17 protein-coding genes and 3 pseudogenes are annotated in these 22,451 nt (G+C 70.5%); 6 read left to right on the plus strand and 14 right to left on the minus strand.

The window, feature by feature from the left end; genetic code table 11:
• Positions 1-24: 24 nt before the first annotated feature.
• The 3 genes from G3I19_RS05405 to ureA form a co-directional block, all read right to left on the minus strand.
• Complete coding sequence (locus tag G3I19_RS05405) at positions 25-1,044, minus strand: agmatine deiminase family protein (RefSeq protein ID WP_164260027.1); 1,020 nt, start codon at positions 1,042-1,044, stop codon at positions 25-27.
• A gap of 191 nt (positions 1,045-1,235) precedes the next feature.
• Positions 1,236-2,900: an urease subunit alpha gene (locus tag G3I19_RS05410; RefSeq protein WP_164260028.1), complete on the minus strand. Its 1,665-nt coding sequence runs from the start codon at positions 2,898-2,900 to the stop codon at positions 1,236-1,238.
• Positions 2,897-3,592 (minus strand): urease subunit gamma, encoded by a 696-nt coding sequence (gene ureA / locus G3I19_RS05415; RefSeq protein ID WP_164260031.1) that lies wholly within the window; start codon positions 3,590-3,592, stop codon positions 2,897-2,899. The genes G3I19_RS05410 and ureA overlap by 4 nt, the downstream gene beginning before the upstream one ends.
• 143 nt (positions 3,593-3,735) lie before the next feature.
• Between ureA and G3I19_RS05420 the strand changes: the two genes are divergently transcribed.
• Together G3I19_RS05420 and G3I19_RS05425 are read left to right on the plus strand one after the other, a co-directional pair.
• Entirely contained in the window at positions 3,736-5,184 is a 1,449-nt protein-coding gene (locus G3I19_RS05420; RefSeq protein WP_164260033.1) for a cytosine permease, read from the plus strand.
• 11 nt (positions 5,185-5,195) lie between these two features.
• Positions 5,196-6,407, plus strand: coding sequence for an amidase (locus G3I19_RS05425; protein WP_164260035.1), 1,212 nt, complete (start codon positions 5,196-5,198; stop codon positions 6,405-6,407).
• Positions 6,408-6,627: 220 nt separating this feature from the next.
• Here G3I19_RS05425 and G3I19_RS05430 read toward each other — a convergent pair whose 3' ends face one another.
• A complete protein-coding gene (locus G3I19_RS05430) occupies positions 6,628-7,734 on the minus strand; it encodes a branched-chain amino acid aminotransferase (RefSeq protein WP_164260037.1) in 1,107 nt (368 codons plus the stop codon).
• A 228-nt stretch (positions 7,735-7,962) separates the two neighbouring features.
• Positions 7,963-9,003 carry a 3-isopropylmalate dehydrogenase gene (locus G3I19_RS05435; RefSeq protein WP_164260039.1) on the minus strand — a complete coding sequence of 347 codons (1,041 nt, stop codon included), beginning with the start codon at positions 9,001-9,003 and terminating at the stop codon, positions 7,963-7,965.
• Between the two features lie 129 nt (positions 9,004-9,132).
• Between G3I19_RS05435 and G3I19_RS05440 the strand changes: the two genes are divergently transcribed.
• A complete protein-coding gene (locus tag G3I19_RS05440) occupies positions 9,133-10,722 on the plus strand; it encodes a metallophosphoesterase family protein (RefSeq protein ID WP_164260040.1) in 1,590 nt (529 codons plus the stop codon).
• A gap of 66 nt (positions 10,723-10,788) precedes the next feature.
• Here G3I19_RS05440 and G3I19_RS36800 read toward each other — a convergent pair whose 3' ends face one another.
• A complete protein-coding gene (locus G3I19_RS36800) occupies positions 10,789-10,926 on the minus strand; it encodes a hypothetical protein (protein WP_203599203.1) in 138 nt (45 codons plus the stop codon).
• Between the two features lie 262 nt (positions 10,927-11,188).
• On the opposite strand from G3I19_RS36800, the gene G3I19_RS05445 reads away from it, so the two are divergent.
• Positions 11,189-11,536: a helix-turn-helix transcriptional regulator gene (locus G3I19_RS05445; protein WP_164260042.1), complete on the plus strand. Its 348-nt coding sequence runs from the start codon at positions 11,189-11,191 to the stop codon at positions 11,534-11,536.
• A complete protein-coding gene (locus tag G3I19_RS05450; protein ID WP_164260044.1) occupies positions 11,533-12,267 on the plus strand; it encodes a hypothetical protein in 735 nt (244 codons plus the stop codon). The genes G3I19_RS05445 and G3I19_RS05450 overlap by 4 nt, the downstream gene beginning before the upstream one ends.
• A 50-nt stretch (positions 12,268-12,317) precedes the next feature.
• Here G3I19_RS05450 and G3I19_RS05455 read toward each other — a convergent pair.
• From G3I19_RS05455 to G3I19_RS05490, 8 genes and pseudogenes are all read right to left on the minus strand, one after another.
• Positions 12,318-12,783 (minus strand): annotated as a pseudogene (locus G3I19_RS05455) (hypothetical protein); the annotation flags it as partial.
• A 160-nt stretch (positions 12,784-12,943) separates the two neighbouring features.
• Positions 12,944-13,165: a hypothetical protein gene (locus G3I19_RS05460; RefSeq protein ID WP_164260048.1), complete on the minus strand. Its 222-nt coding sequence runs from the start codon at positions 13,163-13,165 to the stop codon at positions 12,944-12,946.
• Between the two features lie 35 nt (positions 13,166-13,200).
• Positions 13,201-13,620 (minus strand): hypothetical protein, encoded by a 420-nt coding sequence (locus tag G3I19_RS05465; RefSeq protein ID WP_164260050.1) that lies wholly within the window; start codon positions 13,618-13,620, stop codon positions 13,201-13,203.
• 348 nt (positions 13,621-13,968) lie between these two features.
• A complete protein-coding gene (locus G3I19_RS05470) occupies positions 13,969-15,219 on the minus strand; it encodes an LAETG motif-containing sortase-dependent surface protein (protein WP_164260051.1) in 1,251 nt (416 codons plus the stop codon).
• 114 nt (positions 15,220-15,333) lie between these two features.
• On the minus strand, positions 15,334-17,916 hold the full coding sequence (locus G3I19_RS05475; protein WP_164260053.1) for an NACHT domain-containing protein: 2,583 nt from the start codon (positions 17,914-17,916) through the stop codon (positions 15,334-15,336).
• A 282-nt stretch (positions 17,917-18,198) separates the two neighbouring features.
• Positions 18,199-18,738 (minus strand): annotated as a pseudogene (locus G3I19_RS37280) (DUF4291 domain-containing protein); the annotation flags it as partial.
• Positions 18,739-19,072: 334 nt separating this feature from the next.
• Positions 19,073-20,713: an L-glutamate gamma-semialdehyde dehydrogenase gene (gene pruA, locus G3I19_RS05485; protein WP_164260055.1), complete on the minus strand. Its 1,641-nt coding sequence runs from the start codon at positions 20,711-20,713 to the stop codon at positions 19,073-19,075.
• Positions 20,714-20,762: 49 nt separating this feature from the next.
• Positions 20,763-21,689 carry a proline dehydrogenase family protein gene (locus G3I19_RS05490; protein WP_164260058.1) on the minus strand — a complete coding sequence of 309 codons (927 nt, stop codon included), beginning with the start codon at positions 21,687-21,689 and terminating at the stop codon, positions 20,763-20,765.
• A gap of 182 nt (positions 21,690-21,871) precedes the next feature.
• Between G3I19_RS05490 and G3I19_RS05495 the strand changes: the two are divergent.
• Positions 21,872-22,451: pseudogene (locus G3I19_RS05495) on the plus strand (PucR family transcriptional regulator); the annotation flags it as partial.

The following is a 22,451-nucleotide window of genomic DNA, read 5'->3' on the forward strand; positions in this document are numbered from 1 at the left end:
CCGTCCTGGTCCATCGGGGACGTCCTAGCTGCGGCCCGCCAGCGGCTGCTGCTGGGTGATGCAGTGGATGCCGCCGCCGCCCGCGAAGATCGTCCGGGCGTCGACCTGGACGACGGTGCGGTCCGGGAAGAGCCGCTGGAAGACCGCGGCCGCCTCGGCGTCGCGTGGGTCGTCGAAGGAGCAGAGCACCACCGCGCCGTTGCAGAGGTAGTGGTTGATGTACGAGTAGTCGGCCCAGCCGCCGTCGGCCTCCAGGACGGTCGGGGCCTGGACCTCCACCACCTCCAGGGGGCGGCCCTTCGCGTCGGTCTCCGCGCGCAGCTGGGCCACGATCCCCCGGCACAGCTCGTGGTCGGGGTGGGCGGGGTCGGGCTGGGTGTGGGCGACGACCACACCGGGGCGCGCGAAGGCGGCCACGATGTCGACATGTCCCCGGGTCCCGAACTCGCCGTAGTCACCGCTGAGTCCGCGCGGCAGCCAGATCGCCTTGGTGGTGCCGAGCCTGGCGTGGATCTCGGCCTCGACCTGTTCCCGGGTCCAGCCGGGGTTGCGCTCGGCGCCGAGCTGGACGGTCTCGGTCAGCAGGACGGTGCCCTCGCCGTCGACATGGATCGCACCACCCTCGTTGACCAGCTCGGATGTGTGGGTACGCGCCCCGGCCAGGTCGGAGACATACGCGCCGATCTTGGCGTCGTGCCCCCAGCGGGCCCAGGACTGGGCGCCCCAGCCGTTGAACGTCCAGTCCACCGCGGCCAGCCGCTCGCCGTCGGTGACGAAGGTCGGGCCGATGTCGCGCATCCAGGCATCGTCGAGCTCGCGCTCCACCAGCTCGATGTCCGGGCCGAGCAGCGCACGGGCGCCGGCGGACTGCCCGGGCCCCGTCACCATCGTCACCGGCTCGAAGCGGCGGACCGCACGCGCCACGGCCGCCCACGCCTCGCGCGCCCGCGCCAGGCCGTCCGCGTCGTCGAAGGTCGGGTTGGGGCCGGGCCAGGCCATCCAGGTGCGCTCGTGCGGGGCCCACTCGGGCGGCATACGGAACATGGGTCCTCCGGGAGATCGGTCGGCAGGGGCACTGACACGGACTACTGACACGGACTGAGGTTCGGCGGTTCGGCGGTTCGGCGGTTCGGCGGTTCGGCGGACAGCGGACAGCGGTTCAGCGGCACGCGGTACGGCGGCACGCAGTTCGGCGGTTCAGCGGACGGCGGTTCAACGGCGCGCGGTTCGGCGGATCACAGGAAGTACAGGCGGTTGAGCGAGACGGATTCGGCGGGCCGCGACTCCAGCGGGTCGCCGTCGAGCGTGACCAGACCCGTCCGCTGGTTCACGTCGACCTGCCCCGTACGGGAGTTGAGCCGCAGATCGGCGGGGCCGATACCCCGGGTGCCGCGCACGGCGACGCGCCTGCGGCGGGTCGGCATGTGATCGCTGCCCAGGTCGATGGCGGCCTGCGCCACGAAGGCGACACCGAGGTCCGCCGCCGTCGCCCCGTAGGAGCCGAACTGCGGTCCCAGGATGAGCGGCTGGCAGGTGTCGGTGGCGGCGTTCGGGTCGCCGGTCACTCCGTACGCCGGGAAGCCCGACTTGAGGACGAGCTGCGGCTTCGCGCCGAAGGAGTCGGGCCGCCACAGCACGATGTCGGCGAGCTTGCCGGTCTCGATGGAGCCGATCTCATGGGCGAGGCCGTGCGCGATGGCCGGGTTGATGGTCAGCTTCGCCATGTAGCGCAGGACCCGGGCGTTGTCGTCGTCGCCCTCCGCGCCGCGCTCGGCCTTCATCTTCCCGGCCATCGCGAAGGTACGGCGCACGGTCTCGCCCGCGCGGCCCATCCCCTGGGCGTCCGACGAGGTGATCCCGATGGCGCCCAGGTCGTGCAGCACGTCCTCGGCGCCCATCGTCCCGGCGCGGATCCGGTCACGGGCCATGGCCGCGTCGCCGGGCAGGTCGGTCTTGAGGTCGTGTACGGAGACGATCATCCCGTAGTGCTCGGCGACCGCGTCCCGGCCGAACGGCAGCGTCGGGTTGGTGGACGAGCCGATGACGTTGGGGACGCCTGCCATCTTCAGCACGTTCGGCACATGGCCGCCGCCGCACCCCTCGATGTGGAAGGCGTGGATCGTGCGGCCCTCCAGGACGCTCAGGGTGTCCTCGACCGACAGGCACTCGTTCAGGCCGTCGCTGTGCAGGGCGACCTGGACGTCGTACTCCTCGGCGACGCGCAGCGCGGTGTCCAGGGCGCGGGTGTGCGCGCCCATGTCCTCGTGCACCTTGAAGCCGGACGCACCGCCCTCGGCGAGCGCTTCGACCAGTGGGGCCGGGTCGGACGACGAACCGCGGGCCAGGAAGCCGATGTTGACCGGCCAGGCGTCGAAGGCGTTGAAGGCGTGGCGCAGCGCCCAGGGCGAGTTGACGCCGACGCCCCAGACCGGGCCGAACTCCTGCCCGATGATCGTCGTCACCCCGGAGGCGAGCGAGGCTTCCATGATGCGCGGCGAGAGCAGATGGACATGCGCGTCGACGGCTCCGGCGGTGGCGATCAGCCCCTCGCCCGAGACGATCGACGTGCCGGTGCCGACCACGACGTCGACGCCGTCCAGGGTGTCGGGGTTGCCGGCCCGGCCGATCGCCGCGATCCGGCCCTCCCGGATGCCGATGGAGACCTTGCGGATGCCCTGCACCGCATCGATGACCAGCACGTTGCTGATCACGACGTCGCAGGTCTCGCGTACGGCGGCCGCCTTGAGGTGCAGCCCGTCGCGGGCGGTCTTGCCGAATCCGGCCAGGAACTCGTCGCCGGGGCGCTGCGCGTCGGACTCGACGCGGACGGTCAGCCCGGAGTCACCGAGGCGGACCAGGTCACCGGCCCTGGGGCCGTGCACGGCTGCGTACTCACTCATCGTCCGGCTCCCGGTTCGGCTCCCAGATATCCGCAGGCCGCCGCGCGCCGCAGGGCCTCTTCCTTCGCGCCCGGCGCGTCCAGCGCCCCGTCGACAAGACCCGCGAACCCGATCGCGATCCGGTCTCCGCCGATGGGGACCAGCTCCACATCGGCGCTCTCGCCGGGCCCGAACCGTACGGATGAGCCGGCGGGCACGCACAGCCGCATGCCGTAACCGGCGGCGCGGTCGAAGTCCAGCCGCGGGTTGACCTCGAAGAAGTGGAAGTGGGAGGTGACGCTGACCGGCACCGACGCGGTGTTGCGCACGGTCAGCGTCACCTCGGGGACGGGGTCGGGGTAGCCGGGCCCGGACACCACGGCGCCGGGTGCCTCATCGCCCAGGGAGCCGCCGCCGATGGGGTCGCTGACCACGGCCAGCCGCGAACCGTCGTCGAAGACGGCCTCGACATGCACCTCGGTGACGACATCGGCGACACCGGGCAGCACGTCATCGGTGCCGAGCACCGCGCGCGCCGCCTCGATCGCCTCGGCCAGGCGGCGCCCGTCGCGGGCCGCCTCACAGACCGTGTCGGCGATCAGCGCGGTCGCCTCCGGAACATTGAGCAGCAGCCCGCGCGCCCGGCGCGCCCGCGCCAGCTCAGCGGCGCCGAACAGCAGCAGCCGGTCGCGCTCCGTCGAGGTCAGTCTCACGCCCACTCGCTTCCATTGATCATCGATTAGAACGCCACTCTAACTTTAAACATCGGCTATAGAAAGACCAGAAACCATTGACACGCCAAACCGGAGGACATCAGATTGAGCGGCACTCAAACAGACGAGCGGAGAGGTACCTCGTGCCGATCGAACAGCGCGGAGTCGACACCATCCCGGACGCGGAGCGCACCAGCGGTCCGCGCGATCTCATCAGCATCCTGCTGGGGTCCAACCTCTGCCTGGGAGTGATCATCTTCGGCTGGCTGCCGGTCTCCTTCGGCCTCGGACTGTGGCCGGCGGTCACCTCCGTAGTCTCCGGCACGGTCGTCGGCACGCTGCTCACCGCGCCGCTCGCCCTGGTGTCGCTGCGGACCGGCACCAATCTCTCCACATCCAGCGGCGCGCAGTTCGGCGTACGCGGCCGGCTCATCGGCTCGATCGTCGGACTGCTGCTCTCGCTCGGTTACACGGCGCTGACCCTGTGGACCGGCGGCGACGTGATGATCGGGACGCTGTCCCGGCTCACCGGGCTGCCGGACAACGGTCTGATGCACGCCGTGGTCTACGCGCTGCTCGCCGCCCTGACCGTCACCGGCGCGGTGTACGGGTACCGGATCCTGCTGCGCCTCAGCAAGGCGCTCGCGATCGGGATGACGGTCCTGCTGGTGCTCGGACTCTTCGCGTACGCCCCGGACTTCACCACGGCCGCCGCCCCGCACACCGGGTATCTGCTCGGCTCCTTCTGGCCCACCTGGTTCCTCTCCACCGTCGCCGCCGGGCTCAGCGGCCCCATCGCCTTCATCACCCTGCTCGGCGACTACACCCGCTATGTCTCACCGCGCCGCCACACCTCCCGCGCCGTCCTGACCGCCACCTGTTGCGGCCTGGTACTCGGGCTGCTGGTCCCGCAGCTCTTCGGCACGTACACCGCGCTCGCCGCCCGCTCGGCCGTCGACTTCGCGGGGCCGCTGGTCAGCGCATCGCCCTTCTGGTATCTGATCCCGCTGCTGCTCGCCGCTTCGGCCGGCTCGGTCGGCAACGCCGGGCTGATGCTCTACTCGATGGGCCTCGACCTGGACGCGATCCTGCCCCGCGCCACCCGGGCGCGGGCGACCCTGGTGGTGGCCGCCGTGGCCACCTTCTTCGTCTTCGTCGGCCACTTCGCCTGGGACGCGCAGTCGGCGATGACCTCGTTCGTCCTGCTGCTCACCGCCATCGGCACGCCCTGGGCCGTGATCACCGTCATCGGGTACGTGCGGTGCGGCGGCCAGTACGACTCCGAGGCCCTCCAGGTCTTCAACCGCCGGTCCGTGGGCGGGATCTACTGGTACCGCTCGGGCTGGAACGTCCGGGCGTCCGTGGCGTGGGCGACCGGCGCCGCCGTCGGACTGTGCGCGGTCTCCACCCCCTTCTACGAAGGCCCCCTGCTGCATCTCACCGGCGGGGTGGACTGCAGCTTCCTCTTCTCCGGCGCGGTCGGCGGGCTGGTCCACGCGGCCCTGACCGCCCGCACAGCCCCGGCCGGCAGCCGCACGGCGGACCCTTCCGACCCTTCCGAGACCCCTGCCGGAGCGCTCGCGGAGTTGTAGCGTCGTGGCCCATGGAGCGTGAGATACAGGCTTTCGTCCCCGAACCGGGCCGCACCGAACGGATCGCGGCCGAGACGGCGGCAGTCACAGCCCGCTGGCCCGACCCCACGGACCGGCCGCCGCTCTTCGGCGTCCCGGTCGGCATCAAGGACATCATCCATGTCGACGCCCTGCCCACCAGGGCGGGTTCGGCCCTCCCGCCCGAGGCCCTCGCCGGACGGCAGGCCACCGTCGTCGACCGGCTGCGCGCGGCGGGGGCGGTGATCGCGGGCAAGACGGTGACGGCCGAGTTCGCGGTACTGGCCCCCGGTCCGACGCGTAACCCGCGCAACCTCGCCCACACGCCCGGCGGTTCGAGCAGCGGCTCGGCGGCGGCGGTCGCGGCCGGGATGGTGCCGCTGGCCGTGGGGACCCAGACCGTCGGCTCGATGATCCGCCCCGCGGCGTACTGCGGGGTGACCGCCTTCAAACCGACGTACGGGCGCATCCCGGTGGACGGCGTCATCGCGAACGCCCCGAGCTTCGACACCCTCGGCCTCTTCGCCGCGGACGTGGCGGGCCTGCTGCCCGCGCTGGCGGTGGTCTGCGACAACTGGCACCCGCGCGAGCCGCCCGCGCACCCGGCCCACGGCTCACCGGACCTGCCGGTGCTCGCGGTCCCCGAAGGCCCGTATCTGCAACGCGCCGAACCGGAGGCGCTCGATGTCTTCGCGACCCGGGTTGAGCGGCTGCGCGCGGCCGGGTTCACGGTGCGGCGGATCCCCGTGATGGCCGACTTCGAGCAGGTCAGGGCCCAGCTCTTCACGATGAACCGCTACGAGGTGGCCCGTACGCACGCGGAGTGGTTCGCCGAGTACGGGGAGCGCTACCGGCCGGAGACGGTACGGGCGATCCGGGAGGGCCGGCTGATCACAGAGGTGGAGTACGTGAGGGCGCAGCGGGAGCGGGTGGTGTTCCGGGACCGGATGGCGGCGGCGATGGCCGGCGCCGACCTGTGGATCACCCCGTCGGCGACGGGCCCGGCCCCGCTGGGACTGACGACGACGGGCAGCTCCGTCATGTGCCTGCCCTGGAGCAACGCAGGCCTGCCGTCCCTGACCCTCCCCGCGGGCCACGCGGGCAACGGACTGCCGCTGGGGCTCCAGTGCGTGGGCGCGGCGGGGGACGACGAGCGGGTACTGGCCTGGGGCGCGGCCATCGAGACGGCGCTCGGGGAGGAATGACCCAAGCCGGAGGGGCACAACCAAGCCCCTCCGGCAATCGGGCAGCGGAGCGCGGGGAGCGGGGTCCGGAGTGCGCCGCACAACCAAGCCCCTCCGGCAATCGGGCAGCGGAGCGCGGGAAGCGGGGTCCGGAGTGCGCCGCACAACCAAGCCCCTCCGGCAATCGGGCAGCGGAGCGCGGGGAGCGGGGTCCGGGGCAGCGCCCCGGAAACAAGAGCGCTCAGCCCAGCGGATGCATCCACCCGTGCTTGTCCTCGCCGATCCCCCGCTGAACGTCGAGCAGCGCGGCCCGCAGAGCCAGCGTGACCTCACCGGGCGTACCGTCGCCCTGCGTCCACTCCCCACTGGCCGACTTCACCGTGCCGACGGGCGTGATGACCGCGGCCGTACCGCAGGCGAAGACCTCGGTCAGCGAGCCGTTCTCCGTGTCACGGCGCCACTGGTCGATGGAGACCCGGCCCTCCTCGGCCTCGTAGCCGAGGTCACGGGCGACGGAGAGCAGCGAGTCACGGGTGACACCCGCCAGCAGCGAGCCGGTGAGCCGCGGCGTGACGATCTTCGGCTTGCGGCCTTCGCCGCCCCCGTACACGAAGCACAGGTTCATGCCGCCCAGCTCCTCGACCCACTTGTGCTCGACGGCGTCGAGGTAGGCGACCTGGTCGCAGCCCTGCCGGGCGGCCTCGGCCTGGGCCAGCAGGGACGCGGCGTAGTTCCCGCCGGTCTTGGCCTCGCCCATGCCGCCGGGCACGGCACGCACCCGGTCCTCGGAGAGCCAGATCGAGACCGGCTTGACGCCGCCCTCGAAGTAGGCGCCGGCCGGCGAGGCGATCACGATGAAGAGGTACTCGTTGGCGGGCTTCACCCCGAGACCGACCTCGGTGGCGATCATGAACGGACGCAGGTAGAGGGACTCCTCGCCACCGTGCGGCGGGACCCATGCCTTGTCCTGCTGGACCAGCGCGTCGCACGCGTCGAGGAAGATCTCGACCGGCAGCTCGGCCATGGCGAGACGGCGCGCGGAGAGCTGGAAGCGCTTCGCATTGGCCTCGGGGCGGAAGGTCGCCACCGATCCGTCGGGCTGGCGGTATGCCTTGAGGCCCTCGAAGATCTCCTGCCCGTAGTGCAGGGTCATGTTCGCCGGGTCCAGGGAGAGCGGCGCGTAGGGAACGAGCTGGGCGTCGTGCCAGCCGCGTCCCTCGGTCCACTTGATGGTGACCATGTGGTCGGTGAAATGGCGGCCGAATCCGGGATGGGCCAGCAGCGCCTCCCGCTCCGCGTCGGACAACGGGTTGGAAGAGGGCTTGAGCTCGATCGGGAGCGTCGTCATGAGTGGTATGTCCTTCACCGGTTGTTTGTGACGGACCGCGCTCACGCCACTACTAGGACGTCCGAGCTTCCCCACATACCGCGGCCCCACGTCCGATTATCGCTCGTGGATGGCCGCGGATGAAAGGCGTGAATGCGGTCCAGGCTTCGATGGTCGCACCCGGGACCGCAAAACACAGCCGCCGGGTGTCTTGGGAGACCCGGCGGCTGTGGTGTATCAGTCGACGGGTCAGCCCGCTACTCGTACCGCGAGCGCGTCGCCGATCTCGTCGGTCGTACGCGGCTCGGTACCGCGCTCCGCCAGGTCGGCGGAGACCGCTTCCTCGATGCGGGCGGCCTCGGACTCGTGGCCGAGGTGGCGCAGCAGCAGGGCGACGGAGAGGATCGTGGCCGTCGGGTCGGCCTTGCCGGTGCCCGCGATGTCGGGCGCCGAACCGTGCACCGGCTCGAACATCGACGGGAAGGCACCCGTCGGGTTGATGTTGCCGGATGCCGCCAGGCCGATGCCGCCGGTCACGGCAGCGGCAAGGTCGGTCAGGATGTCACCGAAGAGGTTGTCGGTGACGATGACGTCGAAGCGCTCGGGCTGGGTGACGAAGAAGATCGTCGCGGCGTCGACGTGCAGATAGTCGGTGGTGACGTCCGGGAACTCCTGGCTCACCTTGTCGAAGATGTTCTTCCACATGTGGCCGGCGTAGACGAGGACGTTGTTCTTGTGCACCAGCGTCAGCTTCTTGCGCGGACGTGCCTGGGCGCGGGCGAACGCGTCGCGGACGACGCGCTCGACGCCGTACGCCGTGTTCACGCTGACCTCGGTCGCGATCTCGGCGGGCGTGCCGGTACGGAGGCTGCCGCCGTTGCCGGTGTACGGACCCTCGGTGCCCTCACGGACCACGATGAAGTCGATGTCCGGGCGGCCGGCGAGCGGGGTCGCGGTGTTCGGGAACAGCTTCGAGGGGCGGAGGTTGACGAAGTGGTCGAAGGCGAAGCGGAGCTTGAGCAGCAGACCGCGCTCCAGGACGCCCGACGGGACCGACGGGTCACCGATCGCGCCGAGCAGGATCGCGTCGTGCCGCTTCAGCGACTCCAGTTCGGCGTCCGGGAGGGTCTCACCGGTGCGGTGCCAGCGCTGGGCGCCGAGGTCGTACTCCTCGGTCTCCAGCTTCACATCCTGAGGAAGGACCGCGTTCAGGACCTTGAGGCCCTGGGCCACGACTTCCTGGCCGATGCCGTCACCGGGGATCACTGCGAGATTGAGGCTGCGAGACATGACGGCACCCTACTGCGCGTCCCAGGGGATGACATCACATGTCCAGTATCCGGACATGTGATCTGCTGTACGGGCGCCGTTCACCCGTGCGGCAGGAGCCCGACAGCCGGACCGGGCACCTTGGCGGCCATGGACACACCTCGTTTCGGTATCCCCGAGAAGCTCGCCGGCCGGATGAGTATGGCCGAGCAGCACGAGTACCTCCGCACCCGGCTCAGCCGGCGCGGAGTGCTCCGTACGACAGCGGCGGGTGCCGCGGTCACCGTCGCCGGTGCCGGCACCGCGCTGGGCGCGCAGTCCGCGTACGCCGCACCCGTGCGGTCGGCTCCGGCGCACGCCCCCGCCCACTCCACGCCGGCCGTCGACGGCTCGCTGGTCGCACCGTTCGGCAGGCACCTCGCCTACGGCGCCGACCCCAGGACACAGATGCGGGTCTCCTGGCAGGTCCCGTTCGCGGTGAAGCGGCCGTACATCCGGATCGGCACATCGCCCTGGGACCTGAGCCGGAAGATCAGCGCCGAGGTGCGGCACCTGACGACGCCCAGCCTGAACGGCGGCAAGATCGCCGCAGCCGAGCAGTTCTACGTACACGCCGGACTCGACCGGCTGCGGGCGGGGACGACGTACTACTACGGCGTCGGGCACGACGGCTTCGACCCGGCCGACCGCCGCAATCTGGGCACGCTCGGCACCTTCCGCACCGCGCCGTCCCGCGCCGAGTCCTTCACCTTCACGGCCTTCGGCGACCAGGGCGTCAGCTACCACGCGCTCGGCAACGACCAGCTGCTCCTGGGCCAGAACCCGGCGTTCCATCTGCACGCGGGCGACATCTGCTACGCGGACCCGTCGGGCTCGGGCCAGGAGACGGACGCCTACGACGCCCGCACCTGGGACCAGTTCCTGGCGCAGACGGAGACCGTCGCGAAGACGGTGCCGTGGATGGTGACCACCGGCAACCACGACATGGAAGCCTGGTACTCCCCCGACGGCTACGGCGGCCAGAACGCCCGCTGGACACTGCCGGACAACGGCCCCGACCCGGTCAACCAGCCCGGTGTGTACTCGTTCGTGCACGGCAATGTCGGGGTCGTGGCGCTGGACGCCAACGACGTCTCGTACGAGATCCCCGCCAACTACGGCATCAGCGGCGGCAAGCAGACCCGCTGGCTTGACCGCCGCCTGGCCGAACTCCGCGCGAACCGCGACATCGACTTCGTCGTGGTCTTCTTCCACCACTGCGCGTTCTCGACGACGAACTCGCACGCGTCGGAGGGCGGGGTGCGGGACGAGTGGGTGCCGCTCTTCGAGAAGCACCAGGTGGACCTGGTCATCAACGGCCACAACCATGTGTACGAGCGCACGGACGCGATCCTGCGGAACAAGGTCGCGCGCAAGGTGCCGGTCGGCGAGCGGACGGACCCGACGCGGGACGGCATCGTGTACGTGACCGCGGGCGGTGCGGGCAAGTCGCTGTACGACTTCCCGGCGCCGGACAGCTACGAGGGCCACCTCCACGAGCAGGAGAGCGTGCCCACCTATCACTGGGTGAAGGGCGGCGCGAAGGCGACCGAGACCGTGGAGTGGTCGCGGGTGCGCTACACCGGCTACTCGTTCCTCGCGGTAGAGGTGACGACCGGCCGGCAGGCGGCGCTCAAGGTCAGCGCGCTCGCCGAATCAGGCGAGCGCATCGACCACTTCGAGATCCGCCGGGGCCGCTGAACGCTCTACGAACGGCTCCGGCGAGGACCTTCGCAACCGCCCTGCGCCGCAAGGCGCGGGGCGGTTTCAGTGCCCGGTGGAGCCGCCGTTGTCACGGCGGTCGAGTGCACGCTGGAGGGCGGCTGCCGCGTTCTTGCGGTCGGACTCGCCCGAACGAGCTGCGCGGGCGGTGTGACGGACGCGGCGGACTGTCGTCTCGGCCATGGGGATCGACTCCTTGAAGCAAGGGGGATATCGATGCGCCGGAGGAGGCGGGGAGCGGGCGCCGCAGGGGTTACCTGCACAGGGGCGCTGCTCACGACCGCCAGTCGCTGGGTCGAGCGAGACGTTCGGCTTCTATAAAGCTAGGGGAGCCGGGCCGTCCTGTCTCCACAATTACTCGGACTTCCTACTATCTGAGACGCGATCATGAACCGGCATGGCGATCTAGGTTGCATACCTATCTAGGTAGTGGTCCACTGTTCGTATGGCCGCCGACCGCAGATCCAGCTGGCTCAAGGGCGTTCTGGACCTCCTCGTTCTCTCCTGCCTCACCAACGGCGAGAGCTACGGATACGAGATCACCAAGGCGCTTGCCTCCGCCGGGCTCGGCGAGATCAAGGGCGGGACGCTCTATCCCGTACTGAACAGGCTCGAAGAGGCCGGACTGGCCTCCGGGGAGTTCCGGGCCACGGAGCGGGGGCCGGGGCGGCGCTACTACCGCCTCACCGCGGCCGGCCGGCGGGCCCTTGCCGAACAGAGCGCCTCCTGGCTGGAGTTCCACAGAGCCGTGCAGGCCACGCTGTATCCAGGGGGAACAGGGGACATGTCATGACGCGATACTTCGACGAACTCGCCGCCGCACTGCGCTCGCACGGCAGACCCGGGGAAGAGGTGGCGGCCACCGTCGCGGACCTCTCGGGCTATCTCGCGGAGACCGGCAGGGGCCCGGAGGAGGAGTTCGGCCCGGCAGGACTCTTCGCGGAACGACTCACCGGGGGCGGCGGGACGGGGGAACCGGGAGCCGGAGCCGAGACCTGGAAGTGGACCTGCGACATCTACACGGACCGCAGGCATCTGAACTTCTACGGGGACCAGGGCTGGGAGGTCGAAGGCCTGGACCGGCTGGGCCGTTTCGTCTGCCGCCGCGACCGGGACGCGGCACTGCGCTGGGAGTACCGGCGGGAGGCCGCGAACAACGCGGCGGAGCGCGACACCCTCACGACCGGCCTCGCACCCGACGGCTGGGAACCGTGCGGGCACTGGTTCTTCTTCATGTACTTCAAGCGCCCCAGGGCCGCCGAAGCGGGCCCGGACGCCGCCCTGAACGCCGCCCCGGGCCCCCCGGACCAGCACCTGTTCTTCGGTGACCGCTCCCGCGGAAAACTGAAACAGGCGGGCCTGGCGGCGGCTGTCTCGGGCGCGGCGACGTTCACGGTCATCCACTTCGGCGCCGATGCCGCCGCACTCCCGATCCTGATCGGTGCCGCGATCGCGGTACCGATCGGCGGCTTCCTCGGCTGGCACCGGGTCAAACGGGATGTGATCCGGGGCATCGAGGACTGAGGGGCCGGGAACGAACACCCTTCTCCCCGGGCCGTTGACGCGCGGCGGGCTCAGCGGTTGACGGCCTGGATCTCCTGGACCCTGACGGGCTGATCGTCGCCGTACTCACCGTCGGGCAGGGTGCCTCCCGCACCACCGGTCCCCGTCCAGCTGATCTTCCAGGTGGCGGTGGCGCAGGTTGAAGGTGCCATCTCCCGAAGAGCGCTGGTAGACAACGCCGCACGGCGGAGTCAGATTCGCCTTGCCCGGCGCATACGGCTGACCGATGGAGCCGTTCTTCATGGCACATTCACCGGACGCGGGAAGCACCTGCGCGTCGTCGACGCCGGGGTCCAGACGGAGCGCGTCCGGCTCGGCCGTGGTGGTGGCCTCGGCATGAAAGCCGGCGACATCGAGCGAGGCGGTGACGGAGACAGGCTTGAAGTCGGCCTTGTCCAGCCATGCCCAGGTCGGCAGATTCACCTTGCTGGCACCGGCCGGGGCGAGACTGACCTTGATCCCTGGGACCTGCATCTGCCGCTCTCCCTTCCGGACATCATTGCGAGATCCGGGTCATGGGTGGCGGACACTCTGACGCCTTACCGGAATTGCTGGAGTCTTCAGCACGGGCAGGGACAGCGATCACCCAAAGCCGCGCGCTACCGATAGCAGACCAGGACCGGCTTGCGTATCCCCGTCACATGCACTGCGCGGCCTCCCCCTGCACCTTGACCTCCTCGGCACGCCAGAGGCCAGTGACGCCGTCCGCAGCACTCATGCCGATCTGCCAGAAGTAGAAGTCCTTGACGCTCTTGGTGGTCCGGGTGACTTCTCCGCTCTTGACGTTCTTGCTGTAGAGCTTCGATCCGTCGCTGCAGAAAGTAACAACAAGGCTCTTCTTGCCTCCGACCGACTGCACCTTGGGGTCGTAGTATTTCCGCTCCCCGGTGACAGTCATCCCGCATCAGCATGCTGAGTGATCTGATCCCGCGCATACTCCTGGGCGGGACTCTGGAATTCGGAGTAGAACTTGTACGCGGGGTCGTTCTTGTTTTGCTTGACGATTCCGTGCTCGACGGCACGGATGAAGTTCTCCGCGTCTCCCAGAGCCGCGGTCCGGACCGGGTCCTTCAGACGGGGTGTGGTGAACACAAACTTGACGTCTCCAGGAAGGCTCACATCCGGCCGGTCGATAGCGGGAGCGTTACTCGCCTCAGGCTTACTCGGCGCCGCCGTCTTCTTCGTTCCCCCGTCATCCGCGCCCGCACCCTTGTCGTTGTCCGACCCCTTGCTTCCGCCTCCGCATCCGGTCAGCAACAGCGCAGCGGCCGCCGTGAGCGAGACGACGGCGGGCAGGACATGACTGCGGTTCACTCGTAACTCCCGGTGAGGCGAGGGTCCTTTGAGTCAGAGGATCGTACTCGTACCGGCGTGCCACAGGGGCTCTCAGCCCATCCGCCCGGCGAGAAATCGCCGCTCGGTGTCGGCTTCGGCCTCCGTGACCTCCTTGAGGTGAGCTGCGCGCTGCCGCCGCACACCCGCGAGGAAGCCATGCGCCTGTCTGGACGCACCTGCGGCGATGTCCCTCCGACACCTCGTTACAGGGGCCGCCCAGACACCAGAACGCCCCGGCTCGCCCCGACTTTGCATAGCTGTCGGAGCAATCCGGGGCGTCCCTCGCCACTCGTCACCCTGCGCTCTTCAGGACCCGCCAAGTGCGGGCTACTGCACCTTGGCCGCGTTCCTGCGGCGCAGGGCGAACACCAGGGCGCCGCCCGCCGCCACCGCGGCCACGCCGGCTCCCGTGAGCAGCGGGGTGTTGCTGGAGGCGCCGGTCGACGCCATCGTGCCGGTCGCGTCACCGCCCGTCGTGGCGCCGCCCGTGGTGGAGGTGGAGCCCGAGGTGCCCGTGCCGCCGGTGGACTGGGCGTGGGTTCCGCTCTGTGTGGCCGTGCCTCCGGTGTGCGCACCATCCGTCGTCGTGCCCGAGGACGAACCGCCCGTCGACGAGCTGCCGTTGGTGCTGCTCGACGAACCGGAGCCCGAGCCGTTGCCCGGTGCGGGGTCCGTGACGTCGAGGGTGAGCTTCGCCTTGTCGTTGGAGGGGTTCTTGTCGAAGGCCGGGTGGATGTCGTACACCGACGTGGCCTTGACCTCGCTCGACGTGTCCTTCGCGCCCTTCTCGATCCGCAGCACGAACTTGTACGCGTTGAGCGAGCCCACCTCGTAGATGTGCTCGGGCGGCAGGCAGACGTACTTCCGCTTGCCCGGTGCGGAAGGCCCGCTCGGGCCGTCGATACCGAAGGGCATGCAGTCCTTCGGGACCTCGACAGCCGTCGTGCCCTCGGGGATGTCGACCATCACGGCGGGCTGGTCGTCGCTGGTGTTGTCGTCGATCCAGCCGGGGCCGTCGTTGCGCAGCCCGGCCGTGACGGTGACCTGGTCGCCCGGCTTGCCCTTCGCGGTGTCGCCGACCGCGGCGAGGTCGGCCGTGTTGTCGGCGGTGACCGGGAGCGAGCGGTAGCTGGTGTCGGTCGACCCGGACGCCGGGTCGCCGCCCGCGGTGCCCGTGCCGTACTCCACGTTCTCCAGCAGCGCCTTCGGCAGCACCTTGAAGTCGACGGGCGCCGTGAAGTGCTGACCGGGCTCAAGCACCTTGTCGTAGTGGCAGACGGCCACGGAGACCTGGTCGCTGTCGGTGGAGTACGTGCAGCCGGCGGCGTGCTCGGGGAAGGCCAGACCGCGCGTGATCCGCAGGCGCATCGTGACACCGTCCGCGGGTGCGTCGCCCTGGTTGGTGAAGGTCAGGGAGTCCGTCCGGACCTCGCCCGGCTTCCAGGGATCGCTGGACAGCTCGGACACCACGAGGGACGGGCCTGCCGCGTCAGCGGCCTGCGCCTGGACGGCCGGTGCGAGGGTTACGGCAAGCAGAGCGGCCGCGACGGCGGACACGGAGCTGATGCGGTGACGCAAAATGATTCTCCTGTATGAGGTCATGAACGCGTATCAACACTTGGATGCGCGAAAGGTGAACGAAGTTGCGCGTGAACACCGGACCATCACCATCGCGGCACCTCACGGTCACATTCACACCGTGACGGTCTCGATCCCGTCGGGTACGCCGTCGAGGCTCCGCACCACCCCCTCGCTCACCCGGAGCGTGGTGAGGTGCGGGAACGCGCTCAGCCAGTCGAGGCCCACCCCCAGGTCGTACGCGAGCCACAGCCCGGTCAGCCGTTCGGCGACGATCTCCTCCAGCAGTTGGTCCGGTGTGAACATCCCGGAGATCTGCACCCGCGGCCGTCCGCCCAGCCGCCGCAGCGCATGCAGCTCCGACAGGTCCGACACCGGGAAGTCGAGCCCGTCCTCGTCGAGATGGGCGATGATCTCGTCCGCGTACGTGTCGGTGTCATAGCGCCGCCAGGCCCCCGCCAACTGGGAGCGCACGGCCCACGACGAGCGGTCCCGCATCCGCACGAGATAGCCGATGGCCCGGTCGTCCGCCACCGATGTCGCGGTGACCGCGAGCCGGTGCGCCTCGTCGTCGGAGACCGTGGCCGGGTCGGGGAGCATCTCCAGGACGATCGGCCCGATCCAGCCGAGCGCACGGGCCCCTTCGAGCGTGGTCGGCCTGGCGAGGTCCCGGGTGTAGCGGTGCACCCTGGCCCGTACGGCGGGGTCGAGCTCCGTCGCGTGTTCGAGGCTGGCCGCCGCGAGCAGTTTGCGGTGCCGGGACTCCACCGGGCGCGCGCCCTTGCGTGCGGCGATCAGTCCGTCCAGCAGATAGGCGCACTCGTCGGGCCTGGCGAGTGCCACCGACATCCGGACCACCTCCTCCCAGTCGTCCTGGTGGGCGTGGTTGATCAGGAAGTCGAAGTCGTGCCGTTCCACGGCGGCGCGGGCGCTCAGATAGTCCTGGAAGGTCCGGTGCACGAAGTCCACCGAGCCGGGTGTGGGCTCACGCAGCAGCCCCGTCCGGTTGAGCAGATGGCGGTAGATCTCCTCGGGACCGCCCTGCTCGGCTGCGTGCGGGATGGCCGGCAGATGCTGGGCGAGGGTGTCCACCGCGACCGAACGGTCCATCTCGGAGCGGCCGTTGACGAGCATCCAGTGGGCGAGCTTCTGGAGCAGCTGGACCTTCGGCTCCTGGGTGAGGTCGATGCCGTCGGTGGGGTGCATGTCGCGTTCCCGGTCGCGCCGTTCGAGCAGCATGGACAGGGCCGCGTCGTACAGCGCCTTGCGGCCGCGCGGCAGATAGCCGCGGCGGTCCCGGTGCAGGGCGCAGATCAGCCCGCACATCAGCGGGTTGGTGGCGAGCCGGCCCAGATCGCGGTTGAGCCGGACCGCGCCCAGCAGGGTCTGCTCGTAGTTCTCCAGCCGGTCGAGGTCGGTGGCCCCCTCCCGGGCCGCCCGGTGCCAGCGCTGGATGAACGCGGCGACCCCCTCGCGGCTGAGCGGCGAGAGCACCAGTTCGGTGAAGCCCTCGGACGCCAGCCAGTTCTCCCGTACGGCGGAGGGCCGCGAGGTCAGCAGCCAGACATTGCCCGGGTAGAGGGCGAGCAGCCTGCGCAGTTCGTGGCGGAGCTGCTCGCGGTCCTCCTCGGACGACTCGTCTATGCCGTCGACCAGGAGCAGCCCACGCCCGTCGGACATGACGTGGTCGGCCCAGCCCGCCGGCTGGGAGCCCGCGCCGGGGTAGCGGGCGGCGGAGAGGAACTCGTCGGGCACCGGGAACCCGCCGTCGCCGAACCGCCGTACGGGCAGCACGAAAGGCACCCGGCCGCGCAGCCCGGCCAGCTTCGCGGGCAGGGCGTCCCGGGCGATCGCCACCGCCAGCCACTGCACGAGGGTCGTCTTCCCGGAGCCCGCCACCCCGCGCAGCAGCACCCGGTCCCGGCCGGACAGCGCCTGTTCGGCCGGGAGCGCGGGCTGCGGCGGGGCGGCCCCGGTGGCGCCGAACTCCGCCTCCAGGCTGAGGTAGGCGGTGTCCAGCGGCCAGCTGTCCGGCGAGTGGGCGAGCTCTATCCCGAAGATGGTCAGGTGGTTGTGGCCCGCGATGATGTCGCGCGCGTACCTCTCCTCGAAGGCGGTGTCCTCGGCCGACCGGCCGGGAAAGCGCCGGGTCAGCACGCCCATCTGCTCGCTCAGCCGCCCCAGTTGGCGGGTCTGCTCCACGAGCGACGACGCGACGAAGGTGGAGCGCTGGGTGAAGAAGTGCAGGATGTGCAGGCAGGCGGTCTCCACGAGAGCCGCGTGGAACCGCGCTCCGTCGGCGGACAGCTCGCGGCCGGCCCCCGGTTCGGCGGCGGTGAGCAGCCCCGCGAACTCCCTGGTGCCCAGCCGCACCGCCTGCAGGTCGTCGATCTCGATGGTGCCGAGTGCGCCCAGGGTCCTGGACACCGCGTCGGCGACCGCCTGCTCCTCGTCCGCGCCGATGGGCCGCTCCCCGGGGCCTGCGGACTGCAGCGCGCGTTCGACCAGGGTCTGCGCGAGTGCGGTGAGGTCACGGCGGCCGAGGGTCCGCTTCTCGCCCCGGAAGGAGACCAGGCCGGAGATCCGTACGGGACGGTCGACCACCCCCGCGCCCGGCCCCTCCTGGACGAAGAGCTTCTTCACCAGCGGTACGACGACACTTGAGGCAAGTTTGGTGGCGAGTGTTGCGGGCTCCACAGCGTTCTCCCCCTGACTGCGACGCACCGGCCGACAGACCGGCGGGCGGGCGGGGCGCCCGGATGCGGCGGGCGCGCGCCCGGTGTGAAGGACGCCACGCGCGCCCCGAACGGTTCACCGTACGCCCCCTGTTGGGGACTACCGGCCGCTCGGAGCGGGGGCGCCGGGGGTGTCCGTACCGCCATCGGCGCCCGCACCACGCACACCGGACCCGCCCGGACCGCGCGCACCGCCGGCCCCGTCCGCACCGCCGGGAAGCACCGCCGACGGCAGCCCGCCGTGCGACGGATAGGGCCGCTCCGGGGGCAGCAGCGCGGCCGCACCGCTCTCGTCACCGGCCAGGACCAGCCCATGGATCCGGTGGACCAGCGGGGTCACATCGGTGATCGACACGGTCCACTCGTCGGCGTACCGGCGGGCGGCGTCACCGGAGAGTCCGAGCTGCAGCGAGCGGTGCGGCAGCGGCCGGAGCCGCAGGTCCCGCTCGGGGTCCCACTGCACCCGCGCCGGGGACTGCTTCAACTCCCGCTTCCAGACGGCCTGGTCGGCGTGGACGGTCGGCTCGTACGAGGAGAGGCAGGCGTGGCGCAGCGCCCAGTCGAACCCGGACCGGCTGATCTCGACGGCCAGTACGGTCTCCTGGCCCTCCTTCGCCGCCCAGCCGCAGCGGTACATCATCCACAGGAACGAGGGCTTGACCCAGGTCATCCGGTCCCGCTTCCAGGCCGCGGGGAACCGCCCGTCGCGGGCCGCCGGGATGCCGATCGCCGGGGTGTACGCCTGGTAGACCGTGACCGTCGACTCGGTGTACAGCGCCCGGATGCGGTGCTTCGGCTCGTCGGCGGGCGGACCGGCGGTAAGGGGCTCGGCGGTGTGCGGCTCGTCGGCGGGCGGCCCGGCGGTAAGGGGCTCGGCGGTGTGCGGCCCGCCGGTACGGGGCTCGGCGGTGTGCGGTGTCGTGGTGGGCATCGTGGCGTCGCGGTGCCCTGTCGTCTGTTCTGCCATGCCGCAAGAGTGCGCCGTCACCGCCCGTGCGGGCCACCGGATTGCAGACCGGCGGGCACAGGAGGTCCATGGGGTACCCGGCGCCCGGCATGGAACCGCCCCCTCGCGGCGGGGGACCGGGAGGGGGCGGTGTCTCAGGGTGGGCCGGTGATCAGCCCTGGTGGGGGTACGTGTACTCGGTCGGCGGGACCAGGGTCTCCTTGATGGCCCGGGTCAGGGTCCACCGCTGGAGGTTCTGCGGGGCGCCGGCCTTGTCGTTGGTGCCCGAAGCGCGGCCGCCGCCGAAGGGCTGCTGGCCGACCACGGCACCGGTCGACTTGTCGTTGATGTAGAAGTTGCCCGCCGCGTAGCGCAGCTTCTCCATCGTGTGCGCGGCAGCGGCGCGGTCCGAGGCGATGACCGAGCCGGTCAGCGCGTAGTCGGAGGCCGACTCCATCTGCTCCAGCATGGCGTCGTACGAACCGTCCTGGCTGTCGTCGTAGACGTGGACGGCGAGGATCGGGCCGAAGTACTCGGTCGTGAACACCTCGTTCGCCGGGTCGGTGCACTCGATGACCGTGGGCCGTACGAAGTAGCCGACGGAGTCGTCGTACGTACCGCCCGCGACGACCGTGCAGGTCGGGTCGGCCTTGGCCCGGTCGATCGCGGCCTTGTTCTTGGCGAACGCCCGGTCGTCGATGACGGCGCCCATGAAGTTCGACAGGTCGGTGACGTCGCCCACGGCGATGCCGTCGACCTCGGCGGCGAACTCCTCGCGGAAGCCGCTGTTCCAGATCGAGGCCGGGACGTACGCGCGCGAGGACGCGGAGCACTTCTGGCCCTGGTACTCGAACGAGCCGCGGGTCAGCGCGGTCTTCAGCACGGCGCGGTCGGCGCTGGGGTGCGCGACCACGAAGTCCTTGCCGCCGGTCTCACCGACAAGGCGCGGGTAGGTGCGGTACTTGCCGATGTTCTCGCCGACCGTCTTCCACAGGTACTGGAAGGTGGGGGTGGAACCGGTGAAGTGGATGCCCGCGAGGTCACGGTGGTTCAGCGCGACCTCGGAGACCGCGATGCCGTCGCCCGTCACCAGGTTGATGACGCCCTTGGGGAGGCCGGCCTCCGTGAGCAGCTCCATCAGCAGGACGGCCGCGTGGGTCTGCGTCGGGGACGGCTTCCAGACGACCACGTTGCCCATCAGGGCCGGGGCGGTCGGCAGGTTGCCCGCGATGGCCGTGAAGTTGAACGGCGTGATCGCGTAGACGAAGCCTTCGAGCGGCCGGTGGTCCAGCCGGTTCCAGACACCCGCGGAGTTGGCCGGGGGCTGCTCGGCCAGCAGGTCACGGGCGTACTTGACGTTGAAGCGCCAGAAGTCGACCAGCTCGCAGGGGGTGTCGATCTCGGCCTGCTGGGCCGTCTTGCCCTGGCCGAGCATGGTCGAGGCCGCCATCGTCTCGCGCCACGGGCCGGAGAGCAGCTCTGCGGCGCGCAGGATGATCGCGGCGCGGTCGTCGAAGGACATCGCGCGCCAGGCGGGGGCGGCGGCCAGCGCGGCGTCGATCGCGTCCTGGGCGTCGGCCTGCGTGGCGTGCGCACCGGTGCCGATGACGGACCGGTGGTCGTGCGGCTGGACGACCGTGAACGGCTCGCCGCCGCCCATCCGCTTCTCACCGGCGATGGTCATGGTGAGGTCGATGGGGTTCTCGGCCAGTTCCTTGAGCTTGGCTTCGAGACGCGCGCGCTCCGGGGAGCCCGGCGCGTAGGAGTGAACCGGCTCGTTGACCGGCGCGGGGACCTGGGTCACAGCGTCCATGAGTGCCTTGTCTCCTTTGTGTCTGAGGTGGTGTGGTCAGCCGGGCAGGTCAGCCCTTGGTGAGCACGGAGCGGCCGAAGAACAGCAGGTTGGCCGGCTTCTCCGCGAGGCGGCGCATGAAATAGCCGTACCAGTCGGTGCCGTACGCCGTGTAGACGCGCATCCGGTGGCCCTCGGCCGCGAGCCGGATGTGCTCGTCGCTGCGGATGCCGTACAGCATCTGGAACTCGTACTCATCCAGTTTGCGCCCGGCCCTGCGGGCCAGCTCCTGGCCGATGGCGATCAGACGCGGGTCGTGGGACCCGATCATCGGGTAGCCGTCGCCGTCCATGAGGATCTTCAGGATCCGGACGTACGCCTTGTCGATCTCGGCCTTGACCTGGTACGCGACGGATGCGGGCTCCTTGTAGGCGCCCTTCACGATCCGGACCCGGCTGCCGGCCGCCGCGAGCCTGCGGGCGTCGTCCTCGGTACGGAACAGATATGCCTGGATGACACAGCCGGTCTGCGGGAAGTCCTTCCGCAGCTCCTCGTGGATGGCGAACATCGAGTCGAGCGTGGTGTGGTCCTCTGCGTCCAGCGTAACCGTGGTGCCGATGGCTGCGGCGGCCTCGACGACCCGGCGGACGTTGGCGAGCGCCAGCTCGTGGCCGCCCTCCAGGCCCTGGCCGAACATCGACAGCTTGACCGACACCTCGGCCTTCCCGCCCAGGCCGAGGTCCTTGAGGCGGCCGACCAGCTCCAGGTAGGCGTCGCGGGCGGCGGTGGCCTGCGCGGGGGTGGTGATGTCCTCACCCACCACGTCGAGGGTGACCTCAAGGCCCTTGTCGGCGGCGTCCTCGATGACCGGGACGACCTGTTCGACCGTCTCACCGGCGATGAAGCGGTCGACGACCTGCTTGGTACCCGGGGCGGCCGAAATGAACCGGCGCATCTTGTCACTTCGCGCCGCGGCGAGGATCACGGGAGCCAGCACGGGGCACCTCCAAACCAGAAGTACGAACGAGGACCGTAGCGGCACGACCGAATCGGACCGGTACAGCACGGAGAACCACTTCGAAACTTAAGGACCGCTCCGGTGTTCTGCCATCGACAGCTGTCACGCATCCGTGGACTGGATCTCAGACATATGTCTGAAGGGGGTGGGAGAATGCCAGGGTGAAGGGTGACTACCAGGAACTGGCCGACGAGATCTCGGCGCTGCTCGGCGCCCCCGCGACCCTGGAGAACCGGGATTTCGGGCTGATCGCTTTCGGGGCGCACAACAGCGAGGACGACAGCGAGATGGACCCGGTCCGCACCCGCTCGATCCTCACCCGGCGCTCCACCCCGGCCGTCCGCTCCTGGTTCGAGGACTTCGGCATCGCCCGTGCCACCGGCCCGGTCCGTATCCCCGCGGCGCCGGAGGCCGGGGTCTTCCGTGGCCGGATCTGTCTGCCGGTACGCCATCGGGGCACGGTGTACGGCTATGTCTGGCTGCTGGACTCCGACCCCGGCCCCACCGACAGCCGGCTGGCGGCGGCCATGGAGGTGACCGCCCGCATCGGTGACCTGCTGTTCGAGGAGGCGCAGGCGGGCGCCGGGCTGTCCCGTGAGTTCCGGGCGGTGCTCACCGCCGAGAGCGGCTGGCCGCGCGACATGGCGGTGGCCGCGCTGCGTACGGCGCTGGGGCCGGGCGCGGACGGGCTGCACGCCATGGTGTGTGTGGCGCCCTGGCCGGACGAGGACCGCCCGGTGC

Source organism: Streptomyces sp. SID10853, assembly GCF_010548145.1.
Lineage (GTDB): Bacteria > Actinomycetota > Actinomycetes > Streptomycetales > Streptomycetaceae > Streptomyces.

Coding starts and splice junctions, on each gene's coding strand:
- G3I19_RS05450 (WP_164260044.1), top strand. CDS start 11,533: ATGACGCGATACTTCGACGAACTCGCCGCCGCACTGCGCTCGCACGGC.
- G3I19_RS05425 (WP_164260035.1), top strand. CDS start 5,196: ATGGAGCGTGAGATACAGGCTTTCGTCCCCGAACCGGGCCGCACCGAA.
- G3I19_RS05430 (WP_164260037.1), bottom strand. CDS start 7,734: ATGACGACGCTCCCGATCGAGCTCAAGCCCTCTTCCAACCCGTTGTCC.
- G3I19_RS05445 (WP_164260042.1), top strand. CDS start 11,189: ATGGCCGCCGACCGCAGATCCAGCTGGCTCAAGGGCGTTCTGGACCTC.
- G3I19_RS05435 (WP_164260039.1), bottom strand. CDS start 9,003: ATGTCTCGCAGCCTCAATCTCGCAGTGATCCCCGGTGACGGCATCGGC.
- G3I19_RS05405 (WP_164260027.1), bottom strand. CDS start 1,044: ATGTTCCGTATGCCGCCCGAGTGGGCCCCGCACGAGCGCACCTGGATG.
- G3I19_RS05440 (WP_164260040.1), top strand. CDS start 9,133: ATGGACACACCTCGTTTCGGTATCCCCGAGAAGCTCGCCGGCCGGATG.
- G3I19_RS05410 (WP_164260028.1), bottom strand. CDS start 2,900: ATGAGTGAGTACGCAGCCGTGCACGGCCCCAGGGCCGGTGACCTGGTC.
- G3I19_RS36800 (WP_203599203.1), bottom strand. CDS start 10,926: ATGGCCGAGACGACAGTCCGCCGCGTCCGTCACACCGCCCGCGCAGCT.
- pruA (WP_164260055.1), bottom strand. CDS start 20,713: ATGGACGCTGTGACCCAGGTCCCCGCGCCGGTCAACGAGCCGGTTCAC.